The sequence below is a fragment of the Streptomyces rishiriensis genome (genome assembly GCF_003112535.1).
In the GTDB taxonomy this organism is placed as follows: domain Bacteria; phylum Actinomycetota; class Actinomycetes; order Streptomycetales; family Streptomycetaceae; genus Streptomyces; species Streptomyces rishiriensis.
Genome location: NZ_BEWA01000003.1, coordinates 104024 through 129077, shown reverse-complemented (window position 1 = coordinate 129077; position 25054 = coordinate 104024). Strand labels below are relative to the sequence as shown.

Here is a 25054-nt window from a genome sequence, read left to right as displayed (position 1 = left end):
GGTGCGCCCCTCATCTGCGTCGTCTCGCGATCAGCCGGCCAGACAGGACGGGCCGAGCAGCACCTTCAGATCGCCGAACAGGGCGGGGTCGGGCTTGACGCGGTGCCGGTCCAGACGCAGAACGGTCGTCTTCGTCGGGCCCTGGAGCCTGATCCGGACCTCGCTGTCGCCCCGGTGGTGGGTGAGGATCTCGCCGAGGCGGTTGATCATCGGCGGGGTGACCCGGGTGGCGGGGATGGTGAGGATCACGGGCGCGTTGGTGCCCGCGTTGGACAGGTCGGGGACCTGGAGCTCCATCGCGACGAGCCGCGGCACGTCCTCGCGCTTGTCGAGGCGGCCCTTGACGAAGACGACGGCGTCCTCGACGAGTTGGGTCGACACGAGCTGGTACGTCGCCGGGAAGAACATGCACTCGATGGAGCCCGCGAGGTCCTCCACGGTGGCGATCGCCCAGGCGTTGCCCTGCTTGGTCATCTTGCGCTGCAGGCCGGAGATGATGCCGCCGATGGTCACCACCGCGCCGTCCGCGTGCTCGCCCCCGGTGAGCTGGGCGATGCCCGCGTCGGCCTTGTCGGACAGCACGTGCTCCAGGCCGAAGAGCGGGTGGTCGGAGACGTAGAGACCGAGCATCTCCCGCTCCTGCGCGAGCAGATACGTCTTCTCCCACTCGTCGGTCGTGAACTCGACGTCGAGGCCGAAGCCGGGCTCGCTGGTGTCCTCCTCGCCCATACCGCCGAAGAGGTCGAACTGCCCCTCGGCCTCCTTGCGCTTGACCGCGACCACGTTGTCGATCATGGGCTCGAACTGCGCGGTGAGGCCCTTGCGGGTGTGCCCCAGGGTGTCGAACGCGCCCGCCTTGATCAGCGACTCGGTGGTGCGCTTGTTGCACGCCACCGCCTCGACCTTGTCGAGGTAGTCGGGGAAGGAGGCGTACTTGCCCTTGGCCTTGCGGCTCCTGATGATCGACTCGACCACGTTCGTGCCGACGTTGCGTACGGCTTCGAGGCCGAAGAGGATCACGTCGTCGCCCTGTGCGGCGAAGTTGTGCACCGACTCGTTGACGTTCGGGGGGAGCACCTTGATGCCCATGCGCCGGCACTCGTTGAGGTAGACGGCCGACTTGTCCTTGTCGTCCTTGACCGAGGTGAGCAGTCCGGCCATGTACTCGGCGGGGTGGTTCGCCTTCAGGTAGGCGGTCCAGTACGAGACCAGGCCGTACGCGGCGGAGTGCGCCTTGTTGAAGGCGTAGCCGGCGAACGGGACCAGCACGTCCCACAGGGCCTGGATGGCCTCGTCGCTGTAGCCGTTCTTCTTGGCGCCGGCCTGGAAGATGGTGAAGTTCTTCGCCAGCTCGTCGGGCTTCTTCTTGCCCATCACGCGGCGCAGGATGTCGGCCTCGCCGAGCGAGTACCCGGCGATGATCTGGGCGGCCTTCTGCACCTGCTCCTGGTAGACGATCAGGCCGTAGGTGACGGCCAGGACCTCTTCCAGGGGCTCCTCGAGCTCCTTGTGGATCGGGGTGATCTCCTGGAGCTTGTTCTTGCGCAGCGCGTAGTTGGTGTGCGAGTCCATGCCCATCGGACCCGGACGGTAGAGCGCGGAGACGGCGGAGATGTCTTCGAAGTTGTCGGGCTTCATCAGGCGCAGCAGCGAGCGCATGGGTCCGCCGTCGAACTGGAAGACGCCGAGGGTCTCGCCGCGCTGGAGCAGTTCGAAGGTCTTCGGATCGTCGAGCGGCAGGGCCAGCAGGTCGAGGTCGATGCCCTTGTTGGACTTCACCATCTTGACGGCGTCGTCCATGATCGTCAGGTTGCGCAGGCCGAGGAAGTCCATCTTCAGCAGGCCGAGCGACTCGCACTGCGGGTAGTCCCACTGTGTGATGGTCACACCGTCCGTGTGCCGCACCCAGATCGGGGCGTGGTCGACGATGGGCTCGCTGGACATGATCACGCCGGCCGCGTGCACGCCCATCTGCCGGACCAGGCCCTCGACGCCCTTGGCGGTGTCGATGACCTTCTTGACGTCCGGCTCGTTCTCGTACATCGCGCGGATCTCGCCGGCCTCGCTGTAGCGCGGGTGCGAGGGGTCGGTGATGCCGTTGAGGTCGATGCCCTTGCCCAGGACGTCGGCAGGCATGGCCTTGGTGAGGCGGTCGCCCATTGCGTACGGGTAGCCCAGCACGCGCGCGGAGTCCTTGATGGCGTTCTTCGCCTTGATCTTGCCGTAGGTGCCGATCATGGCGACCTTGTCGGCGCCGTACTTCTCGGTCACGTAGCGGATCACCTCGACGCGCCGGCGCTCGTCGAAGTCGATGTCGACGTCGGGCATGGAGACGCGCTCGGGGTTGAGGAACCGCTCGAAGATCAGGCCGTGCGGGATGGGGTCGAGGTCGGTGATGCCCATGGCGTAGGCGACGATCGAGCCGGCCGCGGAGCCTCGGCCGGGGCCGACCGCGATGCCGTTGTTCTTGGCCCACATGATGAAGTCGGCGACGACGAGGAAGTACCCCGGGAACCCCATCTGGATGATGACGTCCATCTCGTACTCGACCTGCTTCTGCCGGTCGTCGGGGATGCCGCCGGGGAAGCGGCGCTCCATGCCCCGGCGGACCTCCTCCTTGAACCAGCTGATCTCGGTGTAGCCCTCGGGGATGTCGAACTTCGGCATGAGGTTCTTGGCCTCGAACATGCCGGTGGTGTCGATCTGCTCGGCCACCAGGAGGGTGTTGGCGCAGCCCTCCTGCCAGGCGTCCGAGGAGTCGATGGCGTACATCTCGTCCGTGGACTTCAGGTAGTAGCCGGTGCCGTCGAAGCGGAAGCGGTCCGGGTCGGAGAGGTTCTTGCCGGTCTGGATGCACAGCAGCGCGTCGTGCGCGGCCGCCTCGTGCGCGTACGTGTAGTGCGAGTCGTTCGTCACCAGGGGCGGGATGCCGAGCTTCTTGCCGATCTCCAGCAGACCGTCGCGGACCCGGTGCTCGATGTCGATGCCGTGGTCCATCAGCTCCAGGAAGTAGCGGTCCTTGCCGAAGATGTCCTGGTACTCGGCGGCCGACTTCAGGGCCTCGTCGAACTGGCCGAGGCGCAGCCGGGTCTGCAGCTCGCCCGAGGGGCAGCCGGTGGAGGCGATGAGCCCCTCGGACCACTGGGAGATGGTCTCCTTGTCCATCCGCGGCCACTTCTGGAGCCAGCCCTCGGCGTACGCGTCCGAGGAGAGCTTGAAGAGGTTGTGCAGGCCCGTCGCGTTCGCCGCCCAGATCGTCTTGTGGGTGTAGCCGCCGGAACCGGAGACGTCGTCGCGCTTCTGGTGCGGCTGGCCCCACTGGATCTTGCGCTTGTTGCGCCGCGACTCGGGGGCGACGTACGCCTCGATCCCGATGATCGGAGTGACTCCGGCCTTCTTCGCGGTGTGGAAGAAGTCATAGGCCCCGTGCAGGTTGCCGTGGTCGGACATGGCGATATGGGTCATGCCCATCTCGTTGCACGCGTCGAACATGTCCTTCAGCCGCGCGGCACCGTCCAGCAGCGAGTACTGGGTGTGGACGTGCAGGTGCGTGAACGGCGGCTTTGACACGGCTGCGGCCTCCAGGGAAACAAGGGTCGACGGGCGCCCCACGGGTCGCGGACGGTCCGGGGGACAGCGTCGAAGTCTATGCCTCGACACTGACACTCCGGGGGCTCGGCCGCGTACCTTCACAGCGAGGGGCACGGGCACTTTCGCACGGCTCCGCCCGTTGGAGACGACAGAAACGCTGTCGTACACGTATGCACCAGGAGGCACCCAGCGATGTCGGTTCCGCAGCTCGACGACGAGCACCGCGGCGAGCAGATCCTCGCCGTCTTCGACACCGCGTTCGGCGAGCTCCTGGCCGCCGACCCGGCCGCGTTCCGGGTGAAGTTCCGGAAGATGGCGGCCTCCGCGTTCGCGTTCTACCGGGGCACGGCGGGCCTCTTCTACCACGACCTCACCGCCAACGACGGCTTCGGCTCCAAGCGGGGCGGCCCGTTCCTGGACGACCGCACCTCGCGCGTGTGGATCCACGGCGACCTGCACGCGGAGAACTTCGGCACGTACATGGACGCCACGGGCCGGCTGATCTTCAACGTCAACGACTTCGACGAGGCGTACGTCGGCCCCTTCACCTGGGACCTCAAGCGGCTGTCCGCCTCGCTCGCCCTGATCGGGTACGCGAAGGCCCTCTCCGACGACCAGATCACCGAGCTGGTGGAGATCTACGCGGGCGCCTACCGCGAGCGCGTCCACGCGCTGGCGACCGGCGCCAAGAGCGACGAGGTGCCCCCCTTCACCCTGGACACCGCCCAGGGCCCGCTGCTGGACGCCCTGCGCGACGCCCGCTCGCTGACCCGCTTCGGGCTGCTGGACTCGATGACGGAGATCCGCGACTTCGAGCGGCGCTTCGCGCCGGGCGGCGGCTCCATCGAGCTGGACGCGGCGACCCGCTACAAGGTCCTGGCCGCCTTCGACGGCTATCTGGAGACGCTGCCGGAGTCCTCGCTGACCCGTCCGGACTCCTACCGTGTCAAGGACGTCGTCGGCCGCCGCGGCATCGGCATCGGCTCGGCGGGCCTGCCGTCGTACAACATCCTCCTGGAGGGCAACAGCGACGCCCTGGAGAACGACGTGGTGATCTACATCAAGCAGGCCCAGACCCCGGCCGTCTCCCGGCACGTCACCGACCCGGCGATCCGCGGCTACTTCCAGCACGAGGGCCACCGCACGGTGATCTCCCAGCGCGCCCTGCAGGCGCACGCCGACCCGTGGCTGGGCTGGACCGAGCTGGACGGCGCGGGACAGCTGGTCGCCGAGGTCTCGCCGTACGCGGTCGACCTGAACTGGGGCGACATCGACGATCCGGAGGAGATCGCGGCCGTCGTCGCCGACCTGGGCCGGGCCACGGCCACCATGCACGCGGCCGCGGACGACCAGTCCGGCGAGTCGCTGGTGCCGTTCTCGACGGAGCGGGCCATCGACGCCGCCATCGCGGCCGACGAGGACGGCTTCGCGCCGCTGCTGGTCGACTTCGCGCACGCCTACGGCGCCCGCGCGCGCGCCGACCACCAGATCTTCGTCGACCTGTTCCGCAACGGCCGGATTCCAGGTCTCTAACGGTCCGCTGCTCACAGGAACCCTTTAGCGGTCTCCTACAGGAGCACGTGGCAAACTCTCCTCCGCAATGGACATATCCGGGACCCGCCTCAGAGCCGTACGCGCGGCGCTGTTCACGGCCTTCGTCGTGACGCTCAGCAGCGCGTCGCACGTGCTGCTGTCGCGGGTCCCGCTGCCGCTCAACACGGTGGCCGCCATCGCGGCCGCCGTGTTCGCCCTCGCGTACGCCCTCGCCGGCCGCGAGCGCGGCTTCGGGCGGATCGCCGCCCTGCTGATCCCGCTGGAGCTGGCCGCAGACACCGTCTTCACCACCGGGCAGCACGTCTGCTACGGCCGGGCGGGCGGCCCGGTCGCCGGCCCGCTGGCCTCGGTCGGCTGGGACGTGCTGTGCGGCGACGGGACGCCCTTCGGCACCCCGCTGGCCCAGGTCACCGGCGCCGACACCGACGGGCTCGGCGCTCTGCTGGCCCACGCCGACCCGGCGACCGCCTGGCTGCTGCTCGCCGCGCACGTCTGCGTCGGCCTACTCGCCGCCGCCTGGCTGCGCCGGGGCGAGCGGGCGCTGGCCCAGCTGCTGCGGGCGGCCACCGCGAACACCTTCCGACCGCTGCTGCTGGCCGTCGCCGCCGTGGGCGTACGGCGTGCCCCGGCGGCCCGCCGCCTGCCGCGCCCCGCCTCCCGTACGGCCACCGTCCGCGAGCGGATCCTCGTGCACTCCCTGGGACGGCGTGGCCCGCCGTGCCCGGCCGCCGCGGTCTGACCGGACCGGCGGCAGCCGAGCTGGACTCGGTCCCCGTCCTGCACGTCCCCACAGAACTTCCGCGTACCCGACGGGTGCGCGTCCCTTTGGAGAAATCATGAGCAAGCGGAACAGCGCTGCGTCCAAGACCGCGGCCCGGGAGCGGCTGCGCATCGAGCGCGAGCGCGAGGCCAAGCGCGCCAAGGTCAGGCGGCAGATCATCGTCGCCTGCTCGGCGGTCGCCGTGCTGGCCGTGGCCGGCGGCATAGGGTACGCCGTCGTCCAGGCCAACAAGCCGAGCTACTGGGAGTCGGCGAAGGACGCCAAGGTCGTCGCCCCCGCCAACACCACGGGCTCCAAGGGCACCACGGTGGTCATCGGCAAGAGCAGCGCGAAGAAGACGCTCAAGATCTACGAGGACCCGCGCTGCCCGGTGTGCGCGCAGTTCGAGCAGACCGTCGGTGCGACCATGAAGAAGGACATCGACGACGGCAAGTACAAGTTCCAGTACGTCGGGGCCACGTTCATCGACAACAAGGACAACGGCGAGGGCTCCAAGAACGCGCTGAGCGCCCTGGGCGCGGCGCTGAACGTCAGCCCCGAGGCGTTCCTCGAGTACAAGAGCGCGCTGTACTCGGCGAAATGGCACCCCGACGAGACGACCGACAAGTTCAAGGACGACGCCTACCTCATCAAGGTCGCGAACACCGTCACCGCGCTGAAGGACAACACGAAGTTCCAGGACGCGGTCAAGAAGGGCACCTACGACCCCTGGGCGATGGCCATGTCGAAGACGTTCGACGACAACAAGGAGGGCGTGAACGGCACTCCGGGCTTCGTCATGGACGGCAAGCAGCTCAACGGCGGCAACCCCCTGCTGACCGTGGCCGATTTCGAGAAGGTCGTGGGCGAGGCCCTCAAGGGCTGACGGCTGACGTCTCCTGAGCGGCGGCCGATCCGACGCTTCGAGGAAGAGCGGGCGAACTTTTGGGAGTTCGCCCGCTCTTATGTAGTACCGGTCAGTAATCTGATCGGCCGTGACCAGTAGACACGGAACATCCGAGAGCGCCGACGCCTTGTCGCAGCGCCCCGACTCGCCGTCCCCGCGCCGCCGTACGGTCGTCAAGGCGGCTGCCGCCACCGCCGTGCTGGCCGGCCCGCTCCTCTCCGCGCTGCCCGCCCGCGCCGCCGAGGCCCCCGTCTTCCTGCACGGCCTCGCCTCCGGCGACCCGCTGCCCGACGGCGTCCTGCTGTGGACCCGGGTGACGCCCACCGCCGAGGCGATACCGGGCTCCGGACTCGGCCCGGACACCGAGGTGAGCTGGACGGTCGCCCGGGACAAGGCGCTCACGGACGTCGTCGCCCAGGGGAAGACCACCGCGACCGCCGCGTCCGACCACACCGTCAAGGCCGACATCCGCGGCCTCGCGCCCGCCACCGACTACTGGTTCCGCTTCTCGGCCGGCGGCGTCGACTCCCCGGTGGCGCGCACCCGCACCGCACCGGCGGCGGACGCGTCGGTGACCGGCCTACGCTTCGGCGTGGTCTCCTGCGCCAACTGGGAGGCCGGCTACTTCTCCTCGTACCGCCACCTCGCGGCCCGCGGTGACCTGGACGCCTGGCTGCACCTGGGCGACTACATCTACGAGTACGGCACCGGCCAGTACGGCACGCGCGGCACGGTCGTACGGCAGACCGCTCCCGCCCACGAGATCCTCACGCTCGCCGACTACCGCGCCCGGCACGGCAAGTACAAGACCGACCCGGACCTTCAGGCGCTGCACACCAAGGCGCCCGTCATCGCGATCTGGGACGACCACGAGTTCGCCAACGACAGCTGGTCGGGCGGCGCGGAGAACCACACCGAGGGCGCCGAGGGCGCCTGGTCGGCCCGTCAGGCGGCCGCCAAGCAGGCCTACTTCGAGTGGATGCCGGTCCGCCCGGCGATCGCCGGCACCACCTACCGCCGGCTGCGCTTCGGCAAGCTCGCCGACCTGTCCCTGCTGGACCTGCGGTCCTTCCGCTCCCAGCAGGTCGCCGTCGGCAAGGGCACCGTGGACGACCCGGACCGCACGATCACCGGCCGCGCCCAACTGGACTGGCTGAAGGCCGGACTGAAGGCGTCCGACACCGCCTGGCGGCTGGTCGGCAACTCGGTGATGATCTCGCCGTTCGTGATCGGCTCGCTCTCCGCCGACCTGTTCAAACCGCTGGCCAAGCTGCTCGGCCTGCCCGAGGACGGCCTCGGCCTCAACACCGACCAGTGGGACGGCTACACCGACGACCGCCGTGAGCTCCTCGCCCACCTGCGCGCGAACGCCATCCGCAACACGGTCTTCCTGACCGGCGACATCCACATGGCGTGGGCGAACGACGTGCCGGTGGACGCGGGGACCTACCCCCTGTCGGCCTCGGCCGCCACGGAGTTCGTCGTCACCTCGGTGACCTCCGACAACCTCGACGACATCGTGAAGGTCCCCGAGGGCACCCTCACCGCGGTCGCCTCCCCGGTCATCCGGGCCGCCAACCGGCATGTGCACTTCGTGGACACCGACCGGCACGGCTACGGCGTCCTGGACATCACCGCCGAGCGCGCGCAGATGGACTACTACGTCGTGTCCGACAAGACGAGCCCCGCGGCGACCTCCTCCTGGTCCCGCTCGTACCGCACGCGCAGCGGCACGCAGAAGGTGGAGCGCACGTACGACCCGGTGTAGCCGCCGGCCGAGGGGATCCGGCCGCGCGGCTCCCGGTCACAGGCTCTCGAGGAAGCCGAGCGCCACCCGCCAGGTGGCCTCGGCGGCCTCCTCGTCGTAGTCGGGCAGGTCGGGGTCGGTGTACAGGTGCCCGGCGCCCGCGTAGCGGTAGATCTCCACGTCGGCGCCGGCTCGGCCCATCTGCAGGTACCAGGCGCTCAGCCAGTCGTCGGTCTCGAACGGGTCCGGCTCGGCCACGTGCAGCTGCACCGGCAGGTCGTCCACCGTGACGTTCGGCGCGAGGTCCGAGGTGCCGTGCAGGAGCAGCAGGCCGCGCGCCCTGGCGTCGCCGAGGGCGAGGGTCTGCGCGACGGAGGCGCCCAGCGAGAACCCGGCGTAGACCAGCCCTCGCTCCGAGTAGGGAGCGGCGGCCAGAACCGCTCTCCTCAGCAGCTCGTCCTTGCCGGTCTCCTCCTTGTACGCCATGCCCTCCTCGACCGTGCCGAACGTGCGCCCGTCGAAGAGGTCGGGGGTGCTGACCTCGTGTCCGGCGGCGCGCAGCCGGTCCGCCGCGGAGCGCACCGCGGGCCGCAGACCGTAGGTCGAATGGAAGAGCATGATGTTCATGCGCCCATCGTGCCAGCCTGCGCCGACGGCGCCGTGCGTGCGCCTCCTCACAGAAGTAGCAGGTTCAAGGTCACGCGGACCCGGTTACGTTCGAAGGCATGGAGAACCTGCTCCGCCCCGTGATCGTGGTGGGCGGCTCGGTGGCGCTGACCTTTTTGATCGGCTGGGCCACCGACCGTCTGCTGTGCAAGGCCGACCAGCGGCACCCCGAGACCTCTCTCTGGGGCCTGCTGCGCCGTGGTCGCATCCCGTATCAGCTGGTGCTGTGCGCGGCGATGCTGAGAGGGTCTTACGACCAGGCGCAGATGCTGCAGGACCACAAGGTCGGCATCGGCCGCACCCTCACCCTGGTGCTGATCGGCTCGGCGGCCTGGCTGGTGATCCGGATCGCCGGGGCGGTCGTCGAGACGTCGTACTCGCACTACGCGCGGATGCACCGCGACGCGGCCCGGGTCCGCAGGGTGCGGACCCAGGTGTCGCTGATCATGCGGGTGGTCTCGGCCGTCGTCGGCGTGGTCGCGGCCGCCGCGATGCTGCTGACGTTCCCCGCGATGCGCGCGGCGGGCGCCTCCCTGCTGGCCTCCGCCGGGATCCTCGGCATCGTCGCCGGTGTGGCCGCCCAGTCCACCCTGAGCAACCTGTTCGCCGGCCTGCAGATCGCGTTCGGCGACATGGTGCGCATCGGCGACACCGTGGTGGTGGACGGCGAGTGGGGCACGATCGAGGAGATCACCCTGACCTTCCTGACCGTGCGCACCTGGGACGAGCGCCGCATCACGATGCCCGTGTCGTACTTCACCTCGAAGCCGTTCGAGAACTGGTCGCGCGGCACCCCGCAGATGACCGGCATCGTCTACTGGCACGTCGACCACGCGGCGCCGGTGGAGGCGATGCGCGAGAAGCTACGCGACATCCTGCGCGAGTGCCCGGCCTGGGACGGCCGCGCCTGCGGTCTGGACGTCACGGACACCACGCCCAACACCATGCAGGTGCGGGCGCTGGTCACGGCCAAGGACTCCGACGACATCTGGACGGTGCGGGTCAAGGTCCGCGAGGAGATGATCCGCTGGCTGTGGAAGGAACACCCGTACGCGCTGCCGCGGGTCAACACCGCGCACGCGGCGCTGCCTCCGGGCCGTCTGCCGGCCCAGAGCTCCTCCCCCGACGGTGCGGCCCGCCGCGCCCCCGAATCACCGCGCACGGCCCGCTGAGCGCCGCCCGCCCCGATCCGCACCCCCGTTGACCTGGACGACGGGCGCGACGGGGACGACGAGGGCGACGGGGGGGACGGGGGCGACGGGGACGACCTTCGAGGGGTGACGTGTCCGGCGGCCGGGGAGGCGCGCCGGTGCGATGTGGCGGCGACGGTGTGGCGGCGACGTCCGGCGCGCGGGCCGGCCCGACCGACCCGGCCGGGCGAAGGCCGCGCCGACCCGATCGCCGCCCCGGAGAACCCGGTGGCCTCGGCATACCCGGGGGGGCGACCCCGTGGGCGGCGCGCCCCGCGGGCCCAGGCCACGGGCCCGTCCGCCTGCCCGCCCGTCCACCTCGGCAGCACAGCGGCTCAGCGCCTCAGCGCAGGCTGCGCACGTCCAGGTGGCGCAGCACCCGGTCCACGATCTCGGGGTCGGCGCCCGCCTCGCTGCGCGCCGCCACCACCTCGTGCCGCGCCGCGCTCAGCATCTCGTTCTGGATCCGCCGCACCCGCTTGAGGCGGCGCACCCGCTGGTCGTGCCCCTCGCGCCGCTCGTCCTCCCCGACGTCCGGGCTGATCCGCAGCCCGATGTCGAAGGCGCGCCGCAGCATCTGCTCGGAGAGCTCCTCCGAGAGGTCCTCCTCGGACTCGATCTCGCGCAGCCGCTGCTTCGCCGCCTTCGCGGCCCGCACCGCCAGCTCCTTCTCGAACGCCTTCTCCCGGTCGGTGTCCGACTGCACGCCGAGCCGCTTCACCAGCCACGGCAGGGTGAGCCCCTGCAGCACCAGCGTCGCCATGATCACGCCGAACGCGATGAAGACGATCTCGTCCCGGTCGGGGAAGGGTCCCCCGTCGTCGGTCTTCAGCGGGACGGCCAGCGCCAACGCCACCGAGGCCACCCCGCGCATCCCGGACCACCACATGACGACGGTCTCCCGCCAGTTCGTCGGGATGTCCTCCAGGTGGTCCTTCCTGGCGTGCAGCCGTTGCGTCAGCCAGGTCGCGGGCATCAGCCACAGCAGCCGTACAACGACGACCACCGCCACGATCACGCCCGCCCACCCGAGCATCTCCTCCCACCGTCCGGAAGCCGTGCGGAGCGCGTTGTGCAGTTCCAGACCGATCAGTCCGAACGCGACGCCCGTGACGAGGGTGTCGATGATGTCCCAGAAGGTGTGGCCGGCCAGCCGGGTCAGCACGTCGTCGGGGTCGGTGGCGTACTCGGCGAGGAACAGCGCGGTGGTCAGCACGGCCAGCACCCCGGACCCGTGGAACTCCTCCGCCAGGACGTACGAGGCGTACGGCACCAGCAGCGTCAGGCCGATCTGCAGCGTGGTGTCCCCGAGGACGTCCAGCAGCCGGTTCGCGCCCCACCCGAGCCCGACGCCCACGGCCACCGCCACCACGGCGGACAGGACCAGGTCGAGACCGGCCCGCCACGGCGAGAACGACCCGCTCACGGCAGCCGCGATCGCCACGTGGTAGAGCACGATGGCCGTGACGTCGTTGAACAGCCCCTCGCCCTCCAGGATGGACACCAGCCGGCGGGGCAGGCCGAGCTGCCCCGCCACGGCGGTCGCCGCCACGGGGTCGGGCGGCGCGACGAGCGCCCCCAGCGCGACGGCGGCGGCGACCGGCAGACCCGGCACGATCGTGTGGGCCACGGCGGCCACGCAGATCGTCGTGACGAAGACCAGCGCCACGGCGAGCAGGAAGATCGGCCGCACGTTCGCCGCGAACTGCCGCCACGAGGTCCGCCGCACCGCCGCGTACAGCAGCGGCGGCAGCAGGAGGGGCAGGATCAGGTCGGGCGGGACGTCCACGTTGGGGACGAAGTCGAGCACCGCGAGGACGATGCCGAGCAGGGTCATCAGCACCGGCGCGGGCAACCCGAACCGGTCCCCCACCGGGACGCTCACCACGGCCCCGAGCAGCAGGACGAACAACAGGGCCAACTGGTCCACGGTCGCGCTCCGGGTCTAGACGATCAAGAACATCCGGATCCCCAGCGTCGCACGCCCGCCGTCCGCTACAGCGAACGCCGCATGGACCGGTGCGGAATGCCCGCCTCCAGGTCCTCCGGACCGTAGGGCGTGTACCCCAGCCGTTCGTAGAATCCCAGCGCCTGCGTCTGTGCGTGCAGGTCCACCGCAGTGAGACCCCGTGCGCTTGCCGCGTCCTCGATGGCCCGCACCAGGGCGGCGCCGACGCCCAGACCGCGCGCCTCGCGGGTCACGGCGAGCCGCCCCAGCGAGCCCACCGACGGATCGCCCGTCCTGGCCGCGGCCGCCTCGCCGTGCAGCAGCCGCCCGGCGCCGAGCGGCCGCCCGTCCTCGCCGACCGCCAGCACGTGCACGGCGTGGGCGTCGTGCTCGTCGTACTCCAGGTCCTCGGGCACGCCCTGCTCGCCGACGAAGACCTCCTTGCGGACGGCGAAGCAGGCCTCCCGGTCGGCGAGGTCCTCGGCGACGCGCACCTCGTACGCCCGCGAGCCGCTCATCCGTAGGTTTCCTCGCGGACCTGGTCGAGTGCCTTGGCCAGGTCCTCGGGGTAGTCGCTGGCGAACTCGGCCCACTGCCCGTCGCCGGGGTGCTCGAAGCCCAGCCGCACGGCGTGCAGCCACTGCCGGGTCAGGCCCAGCCGCTTGGCGAGGGTGGGGTCGGCGCCGTACGTCAGGTCGCCGACGCAGGGGTGGCGGTGGGCTGCCATGTGCACGCGGATCTGGTGCGTGCGGCCCGTCTCCAGCTTCACGTCCAGCAGGGAGGCCGCGCGGAAGGCCTCGATCAGGTCGTAGTGCGTGACGGACGGCTTGCCCTCGGCGGTGACCGCCCACTTGTAGTCGTGCTGGGGGTGGCGGCCGATGGGGGCGTCGATGGTGCCGCTGGTCGGGTCGGGGTGGCCCTGGACGAGCGTGTGGTACCGCTTGTCGACCGTGCGCTCCTTGAACTGGCGCTTCAGCGACGTGTACGCCCGCTCCGACTTGGCCACGACCATCAGACCGGACGTGCCGACGTCGAGCCGGTGCACGATGCCCTGCCGCTCGGCCGCGCCGGAGGTGGAGATCCGGTAGCCGGCCGCGGCCAGCCCGCCGATCACCGTCGGCCCGCTCCAGCCGGGCGAGGGATGCGCGGCCACGCCGACCGGCTTGACGATGACGACCACGTCGTCGTCGTCATGGACGATCTCCATGCCCTCGACCGGCTCGGCGACGATCTGCACCGGCGCCGGGGCCTGCGGCATCTCGACCTCCAGCCAGGCGCCGCCGCTGACCCGCTCCGACTTGCCGACCACCGAGCCGTCGACCGTGACCTTCCCCGCCGCGGCCAGCTCGGCGGCCTTCGTACGGGAGAAGCCGAACATGCGGGAGATGGCGGCGTCGACGCGCTCGCCCTCCAGGCCGTCCGGCACGGGCAGGGTACGGATCTCGGGAATCGTGCTCACCCGTCGAGTATGCCGGACGGGCGCGACACCGCCGTACGGGCCTGTGGACGATCGCCCCGGATCCCGGTCGGATCTCAGTCCTTGTGGACGGTCCCGTCCGGGTCCAGCCCCCGGAAGGAGAGCAGCACGATCAGGATGCCGCCGCACACGATCGCCGAGTCGGCGAGGTTGAAGACCGCGAAGTGCTTCGGCGCGATGAAGTCCACGACCGCGCCCTCGAAGACCCCCGGAGTGCGGAAGATCCGGTCGGTGAGGTTGCCCAGCGCACCGCCCAGCAGCAGGCCCAGGGCGATCGCCCAGGGCAGGCTGTAGAGCTTGCGGGCGAGCCGGGCGATCACCACGATCACGGCCGCGGCGATCACCGTGAAGATCACGGTGAAGGCCTCGCCGAAGCCGAAGGCCGCGCCGGCGTTGCGGATGGCCTCGAACCGGAGCCAGTCCCCGACGATCTCGATCGGCGCATGATGCTCCAGTTTGGCGACCACGAGCATCTTGCTCACCAGGTCGAGCGCGTAAGCGAACGCGGACACGACGAAGAGCACGGCGATGCGGCGCTTGCCCCTGGGCCGCGTCCCGGTGCTCTCGTGCCCGGCCGGGCCGGACGACTGCTCCGGCTCGGATCCCGTCTCTGGGGGGTCCGGCGTACCGATGACGCGCTCCGCCTCTGCCACGTGAGTCCCTCAACCTAGGTGCCTGACTGAGGACGAGGGTACGGCACACCCCCCGGCCGTCAGGTGATCAGTACCGGCGCTCCTGCTTCTGCTTGCACTCGACGCACAGCGTGGCCCGCGGGAATGCCTGCATCCGGGCCTTGCCGATGGCGTTCCCGCAGTTCTCGCACAGGCCGTAGGTGCCGGCGTCCAGCCGTTCCAGGGCGTGCTCGGTCTGGATCAGCATCTCGCGCGCGTTGGCGGCCAGCGCCAGTTCGTGCTCGCGCGTGATGTTCTTGGTGCCGGTGTCGGCCTGGTCGTCGCCGGCGCCGTCCCCCGAGTCGCGCATCAGGCCCACCAGGGCCGCCTCGGACGAGGCGAGTTCCGCGCGCAGCCGCTCCATCTCGGACTGCAGCTCCGCGCGCGCCTCCTCCACCTCCTCGGGCGTCCAGGGCTCCTCGCCCGGGCGCACCGCGAGCTCGCCCGGCTCCGCCGCGGCGAGGCGTGCCTTGGGGACGGCGGTCTTCGCCGCCATGGCCGTACCCGGAGTCTTCTTCGCAACCACAGTCGTGGCTCCCGTCTGCTCCGCGGCCGAGGCCGCGCCCACCTTCTTGGCCGTGTTCTTCCTGCCCGCACTGGTCGCGGCCACGCCCTTGGCACCGGCGACCTTCTTGGCCGCCGCCTTCTTGGCGGCGGCCTTCCCGGGGACCGCCTTCCCGGGGACCGCCTTCCCGGGGACCGCCTTCCCGGGGACCGCCTTCTTCGCAGTCGCCTTCCTGACGGCCGTCTTCCCGGCGACGGCCTTCTTGGCGACGGCCTTCTTGGCGAGAGCCCGGTCGGCGACCGCCTTCTTCCCGGCGGCCCCCTCCTGGGCGGTCCCCGCCGCGGCGGTCTTCTTCGCCGTGGACTTCTTCGCGGCGGCCGCCTTCCCGGCCGTCGCCTTCCCGGCCGTCGTCTTCCCGGCCGTCGTCTTCCCGGTCCCCTCCGCGGCGGCCGACCGCACCGTCTTCACGGCCCGCCCGGCCTTCAGATCCCCGGCCGCGCCGGAGGCGCCCGTGTCCCTTCCGGACGCCGACTGCTGAACGGCCGTCTTCTTCGCCACCATGGCCGCGGCCCCTTCACATATGTGATCTTGCACGCGAATCGTGCTGGGACGATAAATCGACTTGGAGCCCGCGGCAACGGGGCACACCGCCCGATTCGCCCGCCTCGCGCACGCCACGCGGCAAGCCTGCCTGCGTTGTGCCCAGCTCCCCGCCGGGTAATCCGCCGAGCCGGACGTCCCGCGATCCGAACACGTGCACCTCCACATTCAGCCACCATTCGGGGCATCTGGGACGCACGCGCCCACCGCGCCCGCCGCCCCCGTAAACCGGTCGGCCGCTGTCGTCGTCGAGCCGTACACTGGGCGCAGCGAGAAGCGTGGATGGGGACGAGTAGCGGCGTACGCAGCCCAGAGCGACCCGGGGACGGTGGAAGCCCGGGGGCGAGCGCGACGTGAAGATCACCCCGGAGCCGCCGGAAGAAGACCCCGCAGGGGTTGGTAGACCCGGCATCGCGACCCCAATGAGGGGGCTCACCGGAGCGCAGCACGCCCCGGAGGGCCAAGGAGGGTGGTACCGCGGGAGCGCGCCGCACACGGCGTAGACAGGCAAGAAGGCTCTCGTCCCTCCGACGGAAGGCAGCACGTCCGCCGGAGGAAGCTCGCAGATGACAACGCCGCAGTACCGCCAGGTGCCCGCCCAGGTCGACCTGCCCGCCCTCGAGCACGCGGTGCTCGACTTCTGGCGCGAGCAGAAGATCTTCGCCAAGAGCCTGGAGCAGTCCCAGGGCCGCCCCGAGTGGGTGTTCTACGAGGGCCCGCCCACCGCGAACGGCATGCCGGGCGCCCACCACATCGAGGCGCGCGTCTTCAAGGACGTCTTCCCCCGCTTCCGCACCATGCGCGGCTACCACGTGGCCCGCAAGGCCGGCTGGGACTGCCACGGCCTCCCGGTGGAGCTGGCGGTCGAGAAGGAGCTCGGCTTCAGCGGCAAGAAGGACATCGAGGCGTACGGCATCGCCGACTTCAACGCCCGGTGCCGCGAGTCCGTGCTCCGGCACACCGACGCCTTCTCCGACCTCACGACCCGCATGGGCTACTGGGTCGACCTCGACGACGCCTACGTCACGATGGACCCCGAGTACATCGAGTCGGTCTGGTGGTCGCTGAAGGAGATCTTCAACAAGGGCCTGCTGGTCCAGGACCACCGCGTCGCCCCCTGGTGCCCCCGCTGCGGCACCGGCCTGTCCGACCACGAACTGGCCCAGGGCTACGAGACGGTCGTCGACCCGTCCGTGTACGTCCGTTTCCCGCTCACCTCCGGTCCGCTGGCAGGCCAGGCAGCGCTCCTGGTGTGGACGACGACCCCGTGGACCCTGGTGTCCAACACGGCCGTGGCCGCGCACCCGGAGGTCACCTACGTCGTCGCCACCGACGGCGAGGAGAAGCTCGTCGTCGCCGAGCCGCTGCTCGCCAAGGCGCTCGGCGAGGGCTGGGAGACCACCGGCCAGACCTTCACCGGCGCCGAAATGGAGCGCTGGACCTATCAACGTCCGTTCGAGCTCGTGGAGTTCCCGGCCGAGGCGCACTATGTCGTCAACGCCGAGTACGTCACCACCGAGGACGGCACCGGTCTGGTCCACCAGTCCCCCGCCTTCGGCGAGGACGACCTCAAGGTCTGCCGCTCCTACGGTCTGCCCGTGGTGAACCCGGTCCGCCCGGACGGCACCTTCGAGGAGTCCGTCCCGATGGTCGGCGGCGTCTTCTTCAAGAAGGCGGACGAACAGCTCACCGAGGACCTCCAGCAGCGCGGCCTGCTGTTCAAGCACATCCCCTACGAGCACAGCTACCCCCACTGCTGGCGCTGCCACACCGCGCTCCTGTACTACGCGCAGCCCTCCTGGTACATCCGCACGACGGCCGTCAAGGACCGCCTGCTGCAGGAGAACGAGAAGACCAACTGGTTCCCCGACACCGTCAAGCACGGCCGTTTCGGCGACTGGCTGAACAACAACATCGACTGGGCCCTGTCGCGCAGCCGCTACTGGGGCACCCCGCTGCCCATCTGGCGCTGCGAGGACGACCACCTCACCGTCGTCGGCTCGCGCGCGGAGCTCACCGAGCTCACCGGCACGGACCAGTCGGAGCTGGACCCGCACCGCCCGTTCATCGACGCCGTCACCTTCGCCTGTCCGCACGACGGCTGCGGCGAGACGGCCACGCGCGTGCCGGAGGTCATCGACGCCTGGTACGACTCGGGTTCGATGCCGTTCGCGCAGTGGGGCTACCCGTACAAGAACAAGGACCTCTTCGAGTCCCGCTACCCGGCCCAGTTCATCTCCGAGGCCATCGACCAGACGCGCGGCTGGTTCTACACGCTGATGGCGGTCGGCACGCTGGTCTTCGACAAGTCCTCGTACGAGAACGTCGTCTGCCTCGGTCACATCCTCGCCGAGGACGGCCGCAAGATGTCCAAGCACCTCGGCAACATCCTGCAGCCCATCCCGTTGATGGACCAGCACGGCGCCGACGCGGTCCGCTGGTTCATGGCGGCCGGCGGCTCCCCGTGGGCGGCCCGCCGGGTGGGCCACGGCACCATCCAGGAGGTCGTCCGCAAGACGCTCCTGACGTACTGGAACACGGTCGCCTTCCAGGCCCTGTACGCCCGTACGGCCGGCTGGGCGCCCAGCGGGGCCGACCCGGCCCCGGCCGACCGCCCGCTGCTCGACCGCTGGTTGCTGTCCGAGCTCCACGCCCTCACCGACCAGGTGACCCAGGCGCTGGAGGCCTACGACACCCAGCGCGCCGGCAAGCTGCTCTCCGCGTTCGTCGACGACCTGTCCAACTGGTACGTCCGCCGCTCGCGCCGCCGCTTCTGGCAGGGCGACAAGGCGGCGCTGCGCACCCTGCACGAGGTCGTCGAGACGGTCACCAAGCTGATGGCGCCGCTGACCCCGTTCATCACCGAGCGGGTCTGGCAGGACCTGATCGCGCCGGTCACCCCCGGCGCCCCGGAGTCGGTGCACCTGTCCTCCTGGCCCGAGGCGGACCTCTCGGCGATCGACCCGGAGCTGTCGAAGCAGATGGTCCTGGTCCGCCGCCTGGTGGAGCTGGGCCGCGCCACGCGCGCGGAGTCCGGCGTGAAGACCCGCCAGCCGCTGCGCCGCGCGCTGGTCGCCGCCGCCGGTTTCGACGCCCTCTCCCCCGAGCTGCACGCGCAGATCACGGAGGAGTTGAACGTCGAGTCGCTGGCCTCGCTCTCCGAGGTGGGCGGGTCACTGGTCGACACGACCGCCAAGGCCAACTTCCGCGCCCTGGGCAAGCGGTTCGGCAAGCGCGTCCAGGACGTGGCCAAGGCCGTCGCGAACGCCGACGCGGCCGCGCTCTCCCTCGCCCTGCGCGAGGGCACGGCGTCGGTGGACGTCGACGGCGAGACGGTCGCCCTGGCCCCCGACGAGGTGATCATCACCGAGACCCCGCGCGAGGGCTGGTCGGTCGCCTCCGACTCCGGCGCCACGGTCGCCCTCGACCTGGAGATCACCGAGGAGCTGCGCCGTGCGGGCCTGGCCCGCGACGCGATCCGCCTGATCCAGGAGGCCCGCAAGAACAGCGGCCTGGACGTCGCCGACCGCATCGCGCTGCGCTGGAGCGCGAGCGACCGGGCGACCGTCGACGCCCTGTCCGGGCACGCCGGTCTCATCGCCGACGAGGTCCTCGCCACGGACTTCGCCCAGGGCGAGGCGGACGGCTCCTACGGCGCCGCGTTCACGGACGAGGCCCTGACGCTGACGTTCCGCCTGCGCAAGGCGTAACGCCGTACGACGCGGGGCCCGGATCCTCAGGGAGCCGGGCCCCGCGCCCGTTCCGGCGGAACGGTCACGGCGCAGACGGTGCAGGACGGGTCCGCGTCGAAGGGCACCCTCACGCCGGCGGCGGGCGGCGGGTGGCGGGCGACGGGGGCATCCCGCGTCGCACCGGACATCGCCCGGACGACCGCGCGGCCGGAGCCCGCTGCGGCGACGCCCCCTCGATGCCGGCCCGGTCCTGCCCTCGGCGCACGCGCACGGCCGGCGCCGCACCTCAGCCGGTCCGGACCCCGGCGCCCGCCGCCTCCTTCCGGGAGCCGGGCGTACCACGGCTCCGGCTCCGCGCCCGCCCTGCCCCGCCCCGCCGACATACCGTCCGGCAGGACCGGGAGACCCGCACAGGCCGGATGCCGCCGGGCCCCGCCGCCACCCGCTGCCGTGCCCGCAGCGTCTCCGCATCGGCCTGCCCGGCCTCCCACAGCTGCTCCCGTTTGCACCCCCCTTGGCACGCAGGCCGGCCGTACTCGGTCGCAACGCGCGTAAAAAGGGCGGGACCCCGGATGATGATCCGGGGTCCCGCCCTTTGAACGCTGCCGACGCCTAAGGCGTACTACTGGCCGTCAGTTGTCGTCCTCGTCGATGAGAAAACCGCGCATCGGCGAGGGAGCCTGGCCCATCGGGGAGGGACCCTGCGGACGTACCGGAGCCATCGGCTGAGTCATCGCCGGGGACATCTGCTGCTGACCGCCGTAGGACGGAGCGGCCGGGCTGGGAGCACCCATGCCCGGGTTGCTGCCGTAGGACGGGGCGCTGGCGCCGGCCGGAGCCATCGAGGGCGCCGGGGACGGCGGCAGGGAGGCCGTGGCCGGGGTGCGCGGCGGCGCGAGGGAGTCGTCGGCCTGGGTCTCCAGCTGACGCAGCTGGGACTCGAGGTACGACTTCAGGCGCGTGCGGTACTCGCGCTCGAAGCCGCGCAGGTCCTCGACCTTGCGCTCCAGCGTGGCGCGGGCGGACTCCAGGGAGCCCATCGCGACGCGGTGCTTCTCCTGCGCGTCCCGCTCCAGGGCGTCGGCCTTGGCACGGGCGTCGCGCTCGAGACCCTCGGCACGCGAACGCGCCTCTCCGACGATCTTGTTGGCCTCGGAACGCGCCTCGGCGATCGCCTGGTCGGCGGTCTGCTGAGCCAGCGAGAGGACACGCGCGGCGCTGTCGCCACCCGGACCCTGACCGGGGCCGCCCATCGGACCGCCCATGGGGCCGCCCATCGGACCACCCATCTGCTGCTGCATGGGGGACTGGCCGCCCATGCCCTGGCCCATGGGGCCCTGGCCCATCGGACCCTGACCCATGGGGCCCTGGCCCATCGGACCCTGGCCCATCGGGCCGGGACCCTGCGGGCCACCCTGTCCGCCGGGACCGGCGGGCAGCTGCGGCGCACCGCTCGGCAGCTGGGGCGGGCCTCCCATGGGGCCGCCCATCTGCTGCTGCGGCGGGCCAGATATGCCGGCGGGCACCGGAGCGCCGGGACCTCGCATGCCCTGCTGCCCCATGCCCTGCGGAGGCATCCCCTGCTGAGGCATTCCGCCTTGCTGCATACCGCCTTGCTGCATACCGCCCTGCTGCATGCCACCCTGCTGCATGCCACCCTGCTGCTGCATACCACCCTGCTGGGGCATGCCGCCCTGCTGCTGGTCCTGCTCGGGGGGCTTGCGCATGTTCTGCTGGTTCTGGGCAGCAGCGCGCGTGGCCGCGGCCAGCTTGGCGCGCAGGTCCTCGTTCTCGCGGAGCAGGCGCGTCAGTTCGGCTTCGACCTCATCGAGGAAGGCATCGACCTCGTCCTCGTCATAGCCTTCTCGGAGGCGGACGGTCGTGAACTGCTTGTTCCGCACGTCCTCGGGGGTCAACGGCATCTCTTCACCTCAACGTAGTCGTCGGCATCGGCAAGACGGTAGTTCACATCGCTCACAGCCGGCTCACGATCGAGATCAGGATGTAGACGATGATCATCAGTACGAAGAAGGACAGGTCGAGCGCCACGCCCCCGAGACGCAACGGCGGGATGACCCGCCGCAGAAGCTTGAGCGGTGGATCGGTGACAGTGTAAGTGGCCTCCAGAACGACCACCATCGCCTTGCCGGGCTGCCATGAGCGGGCGAACTGGAAGACGTAGTCCATGACCAACCGGAAGATGAGCACGATGAGGAACACCATCAGCGCGATGTAGACGACATCCAGGACCACGCTCATGTTCGGTGCTTCCCTCTCCCCTGCTCTGCACTGCTCTGTACTGCTTGTTCCGGTCTTGCGTCTCAGCTCTGGTTGAAGAACCCGCCCTCTGCGATGCGGGCCTTGTCCTCCGCCGTGACATCGACGTTAGCAGGCGACAACAGGAACACCTTCTGCGTCACCCGCTCGATGCTGCCGTGAAGACCAAACACCAAACCGGCCGCAAAGTCGACAAGTCGCTTCGCGTCCGTGTCATCCATCTCGGTCAGATTCATGATCACCGGGGTGCCCTCACGGAAGTGTTCCCCGATGGTACGGGCCTCGTTGTAGGTCCGGGGGTGAAGTGTGGTGATCCGGTACGGCTCTCGTTCCGACACGACCTTGGGCATGATCACCGGTGCGTTCTTCTCCAGGGACTGACGTTCTTGTGTGATGGATGCCACGGGCGCGATACGCGCCGGACGTCCGGATTCCGCGGGGAGCGAAGCGGATCGGGCCACCGGCTCACGCGGCGCGGGCGGCTGCACGATTCGCACCTCTTCGTCCCTTTGGGACTGATGCGTACCGTGTGACTGGTGGGACGGCTCGTGTCGCCGGTGATCCCGCTCTGGTTCCGGGTCGAGCTCGGGTTCGAAGTCGTCGTCGGGGTCGAATCCCCGGCCGTCGTACCCATCGTCCTCCACGAGGCCGAGGTAGACCGCCATCTTGCGCATCGCGCCGGCCATTCTCTGAGTCCTCCGCTCTGTGGTGGATCGACTTCCGACTGCCAAGTCCCGCGATCCACGTGGCCCTTGTGTCCGCCTTTCGGCGGTAATGACCATATTTTCTGCTGTGGTCCGACTTCCTGGCGACGTTACCCGAGCCGGGAGCGGACTCCGAGTACCGCGGTACCTACGCGTACATGTGTCGCTCCGGCTGCCACGGCCTCCTCGAGGTCCGCACTCATCCCTGCCGACACCATGTTCGCAGCCGGATGGGCTCGGCGCAGGTCAGTCGACAAATCCATCAACCGCCCGAACGCCGCCCGTTGCCGCCCCGCGTACTCCCCGGTCAGAGGTGCGACGGTCATCAGTCCGTCGATCCGCAGCCCCGGCGAGCCGGCGATCAGGTCGGCCAACTCCCGGACGCCGCCCGGGGCGACGCCGCCGCGCTCGCCGCGCTCGCTCGACCCGGCGTCCAGGGCGACCTGGATGAGGCAGCCCACCTCACGGCCGGCCCGTAGGGCCTCCTTCGACAGGGCCGTCACCAGCCTGGCGCGGTCCACGGACTGCACCACGTCCGCGTAACCCACCACGGATCGGACCTTGTTGGTCTGCAACTGGCCCACAAAGTGCCAGCTGAGCGGCAGGTCGGAGCACTCGGCCGCCTTGGGCGCCGCGTCCTGGTCCTTGTTCTCGGCGACGTGCCGTACGCCGAGCTCCGACAGGATCCGCACATCGCTCGCCGGGTAGGTCTTGGTGACCACGATCAGGGTCACGTCCTCCCGGGGGCGCCCGGCCGCAGAGCACGCGGCGGCGATGCGCTCGCGAACTGTCGCCAGATTCGCGGCGAGTTCGTCCTCACGGTGCGTCATGTGCATCAGTCCAGCCAGACATATCCCGCGAGTCGCCCCGTGGTGCGATCGCGGCGGTACGAGAAGTGATCGTCCGACTCCCGAGTGCACACGGGCGAGGCCGCCCGGTCGTGCACCCCGAGCCGGTCGAGCTGCGCATGCACGCCGGCGGTCACGTCGACCGCGGGAGTGCCCCAGCTCGTCTGGGCGTGCGCCGCCGCCTCGACGGCGGCCACCTCGGCGCGCATCGGCTCCGGCACCTCGTAGCACCGGCCGCACACGGCGGGCCCGGTGCGGGCCACGATCCGGGCGGGGTCGGCGCCGAGCTTCTTCATGGCGTCGACCGCGGCGGGCACGATCCCGGCGACCATGCCGGGCCTACCCGCGTGGGCGGCGGCGACCACCCGGGCCACCGGGTCGGCGAGCAGCACCGGGACGCAGTCCGCCGTCAGCACGGCGAGAGCGAGCCCGGAGGTCGCGGTCACCAGGGCGTCGACCGCGGGGATGTGCGGGTCGGTCCACGGACCGGCGACCTCGGCCACCTCGTTGCCGTGCACCTGGTTCATCCAGACGACCCGGCCCGGTTCCAGACCGAGCGACTCGGCGGCCAGCCCACGGTTGTCGTGCACGGCGTCGGGATCGTCACCGACCGCTCCGCCGAGGTTGAGCTGCTCATACGGAGCGGCGCTCACCCCGCCCCACCGGTCGGTGAAGGCGAAGTGCGCGCCGCTCACGCTCTCGCGCTGTCCTATCACTTCAGGAAGTCCGGCACGTCCAGTTCCTCGGCCGCGCTGTCCGTGTAGGTCCGCGACGGCGGCACCGGCGGGGAGACCGAGAGGTCGGCCACCGGCTCGGGGGCCGGCTCCGGCTCCTCCTTCGGTGTGACGCTGCCGAGCGAGCCGAACGACGGACGGCTCTCGGGCTGCCGTACCGGAGTGGGCTCCTCCCGGCGGGCCGAGGACGAGGACGACCCCATGACGGTCTCCCGGCGGGCCGGGGGCTGGCCCCCGTCGAAGCCGGCCGCGATCACGGTGACCCGGACCTCGTCGCCGAGCGCGTCGTCGATGACCGCGCCGAAGATGATGTTGGCCTCGGGGTGGGCGGCCTCGCTGACCAGCTGGGCGGCCTCGTTGATCTCGAACAGGCCGAGGTCGGAGCCGCCGGAGATGGAGAGCAGGACGCCCCGGGCGCCGTCGATGGAGGCCTCGAGGAGCGGCGAGGAGATCGCCATCTCGGCGGCGGCCACCGCACGGTCGTCCCCACGGGCCGAGCCGATGCCCATGAGGGCCGAACCGGCCTCGGACATGACCGACTTCACGTCGGCGAAGTCGAGGTTGATCAGGCCCGGGGTGGTGATCAGGTCGGTGATGCCCTGGACGCCGGAGAGCAGGACCTGGTCGGCCGACTTGAAGGCGTCCAGGACCGAGACCTGGCGGTCCGAGATGGACAGCAGGCGGTCGTTGGGGATGACGATGAGGGTGTCGACCTCTTCGCGGAGTTCGGCGATGCCGTCCTCGGCCTGGTTGGCGCGGCGCCGGCCCTCGAAGGTGAAGGGGCGGGTGACCACGCCGATGGTGAGGGCGCCGAGGTTGCGTGCGATGTTGGCCACGACGGGCGCGCCGCCGGTGCCGGTGCCGCCGCCCTCGCCGGCCGTCACGAAGACCATGTCGGCCCCCTTGAGGACCTCCTCGATCTCCTCGCGGTGATCCTCGGCCGCCTTGCGGCCGACGGCCGGGTTGGCGCCGGCGCCGAGTCCGCGGGTGAGTTCGCGGCCGACGTCGAGCTTGACGTCGGCGTCGCTCATCAACAGCGCCTGCGCGTCGGTGTTGATGGCGATGAACTCGACGCCCTTGAGACCGACCTCGATCATCCGGTTGATGGCATTGACACCACCGCCGCCGACACCGATGACTTTGATGACTGCGAGGTAGTTCTGCGGTGCTGCCACGTCGAAGG

At 70.6% G+C, this 25054-nt stretch carries 19 protein-coding genes; 6 read left to right on the top strand and 13 right to left on the bottom strand.

The annotated features are described in order from the left end of the window. Window positions 1-30 precede the first annotated feature (30 nt). Entirely contained in the window at window positions 31-3570 is a 3540-nt protein-coding gene (gene dnaE, locus Sri02f_RS05410) for a DNA polymerase III subunit alpha (RefSeq protein WP_108999921.1), read from the bottom strand. A gap of 213 nt (window positions 3571-3783) precedes the next feature. On the opposite strand from dnaE, the gene Sri02f_RS05405 reads away from it, so the two are divergent. The 4 genes from Sri02f_RS05405 (at window position 3784) to Sri02f_RS05390 (ending at window position 8580) form a co-directional block, all read left to right on the top strand. After that, window positions 3784-5124, top strand: coding sequence for a DUF2252 domain-containing protein (locus tag Sri02f_RS05405; RefSeq protein ID WP_108999920.1), 1341 nt, complete (start codon window positions 3784-3786; stop codon window positions 5122-5124). 67 nt (window positions 5125-5191) lie between these two features. Next, window positions 5192-5884, top strand: coding sequence for a hypothetical protein (locus Sri02f_RS05400; protein ID WP_108999919.1), 693 nt, complete (start codon window positions 5192-5194; stop codon window positions 5882-5884). 97 nt (window positions 5885-5981) lie between these two features. Continuing rightward, window positions 5982-6791, top strand: coding sequence for a DsbA family protein (locus Sri02f_RS05395; RefSeq protein ID WP_108999918.1), 810 nt, complete (start codon window positions 5982-5984; stop codon window positions 6789-6791). Window positions 6792-6900: 109 nt separating this feature from the next. Beyond that, on the top strand, window positions 6901-8580 hold the full coding sequence (locus Sri02f_RS05390) for an alkaline phosphatase D family protein (RefSeq protein ID WP_108999917.1): 1680 nt from the start codon (window positions 6901-6903) through the stop codon (window positions 8578-8580). 36 nt (window positions 8581-8616) lie between these two features. Here Sri02f_RS05390 and Sri02f_RS05385 read toward each other — a convergent pair whose 3' ends face one another. Then, window positions 8617-9186 carry a dienelactone hydrolase family protein gene (locus Sri02f_RS05385; RefSeq protein ID WP_108999916.1) on the bottom strand — a complete coding sequence of 190 codons (570 nt, stop codon included), beginning with the start codon at window positions 9184-9186 and terminating at the stop codon, window positions 8617-8619. Window positions 9187-9284: 98 nt separating this feature from the next. Here Sri02f_RS05385 and Sri02f_RS05380 point away from each other — a divergent pair, with 98 nt between their 5' ends. After that, window positions 9285-10397 carry a mechanosensitive ion channel family protein gene (locus Sri02f_RS05380; RefSeq protein WP_108999915.1) on the top strand — a complete coding sequence of 371 codons (1113 nt, stop codon included), beginning with the start codon at window positions 9285-9287 and terminating at the stop codon, window positions 10395-10397. A 361-nt stretch (window positions 10398-10758) separates the two neighbouring features. Here Sri02f_RS05380 and Sri02f_RS05375 read toward each other — a convergent pair whose 3' ends face one another. The 5 genes from Sri02f_RS05375 to Sri02f_RS05355 all read right to left on the bottom strand — a co-directional run bounded on the left by Sri02f_RS05375 (window position 10759) and on the right by Sri02f_RS05355 (window position 15577). Next, entirely contained in the window at window positions 10759-12345 is a 1587-nt protein-coding gene (locus Sri02f_RS05375; RefSeq protein ID WP_108999914.1) for a Na+/H+ antiporter, read from the bottom strand. Between the two features lie 65 nt (window positions 12346-12410). Further along, window positions 12411-12881, bottom strand: a complete 471-nt coding sequence (locus Sri02f_RS05370; protein ID WP_108999913.1) for a GNAT family N-acetyltransferase — start codon at window positions 12879-12881, stop codon at window positions 12411-12413. Beyond that, window positions 12878-13822: an RluA family pseudouridine synthase gene (locus Sri02f_RS05365; RefSeq protein ID WP_108999912.1), complete on the bottom strand. Its 945-nt coding sequence runs from the start codon at window positions 13820-13822 to the stop codon at window positions 12878-12880. The genes Sri02f_RS05370 and Sri02f_RS05365 overlap by 4 nt, the downstream gene beginning before the upstream one ends. 74 nt (window positions 13823-13896) lie before the next feature. Continuing rightward, window positions 13897-14493, bottom strand: coding sequence for a signal peptidase II (gene lspA / locus Sri02f_RS05360; RefSeq protein ID WP_108999911.1), 597 nt, complete (start codon window positions 14491-14493; stop codon window positions 13897-13899). A 67-nt stretch (window positions 14494-14560) separates the two neighbouring features. Beyond that, a complete protein-coding gene (locus Sri02f_RS05355) occupies window positions 14561-15577 on the bottom strand; it encodes a TraR/DksA family transcriptional regulator (protein ID WP_174855587.1) in 1017 nt (338 codons plus the stop codon). Between the two features lie 605 nt (window positions 15578-16182). On the opposite strand from Sri02f_RS05355, the gene ileS reads away from it, so the two are divergent. After that, window positions 16183-19326: an isoleucine--tRNA ligase gene (gene ileS / locus Sri02f_RS05350; protein ID WP_108999909.1), complete on the top strand. Its 3144-nt coding sequence runs from the start codon at window positions 16183-16185 to the stop codon at window positions 19324-19326. Window positions 19327-19940: 614 nt separating this feature from the next. Here the strand turns inward: ileS and Sri02f_RS05345 are convergent. From Sri02f_RS05345 to ftsZ, 6 genes are all read right to left on the bottom strand, one after another. Then, complete coding sequence (locus Sri02f_RS05345; RefSeq protein ID WP_108999908.1) at window positions 19941-21230, bottom strand: DivIVA domain-containing protein; 1290 nt, start codon at window positions 21228-21230, stop codon at window positions 19941-19943. Between the two features lie 52 nt (window positions 21231-21282). Next, a complete protein-coding gene (locus tag Sri02f_RS05340; protein ID WP_020129925.1) occupies window positions 21283-21567 on the bottom strand; it encodes a YggT family protein in 285 nt (94 codons plus the stop codon). 62 nt (window positions 21568-21629) lie between these two features. Next, window positions 21630-22271 carry a cell division protein SepF gene (locus Sri02f_RS05335; RefSeq protein WP_108999907.1) on the bottom strand — a complete coding sequence of 214 codons (642 nt, stop codon included), beginning with the start codon at window positions 22269-22271 and terminating at the stop codon, window positions 21630-21632. A 128-nt stretch (window positions 22272-22399) separates the two neighbouring features. After that, window positions 22400-23119 (bottom strand): YggS family pyridoxal phosphate-dependent enzyme, encoded by a 720-nt coding sequence (locus Sri02f_RS05330; protein ID WP_109000194.1) that lies wholly within the window; start codon window positions 23117-23119, stop codon window positions 22400-22402. A gap of 5 nt (window positions 23120-23124) precedes the next feature. Further along, complete coding sequence (gene pgeF, locus Sri02f_RS05325; protein WP_108999906.1) at window positions 23125-23853, bottom strand: peptidoglycan editing factor PgeF; 729 nt, start codon at window positions 23851-23853, stop codon at window positions 23125-23127. After that, window positions 23850-25046 (bottom strand): cell division protein FtsZ, encoded by a 1197-nt coding sequence (gene ftsZ, locus Sri02f_RS05320; RefSeq protein ID WP_108999905.1) that lies wholly within the window; start codon window positions 25044-25046, stop codon window positions 23850-23852. Before ftsZ ends, pgeF begins: the two co-directional genes overlap by 4 nt. Window positions 25047-25054 lie beyond the last annotated feature (8 nt).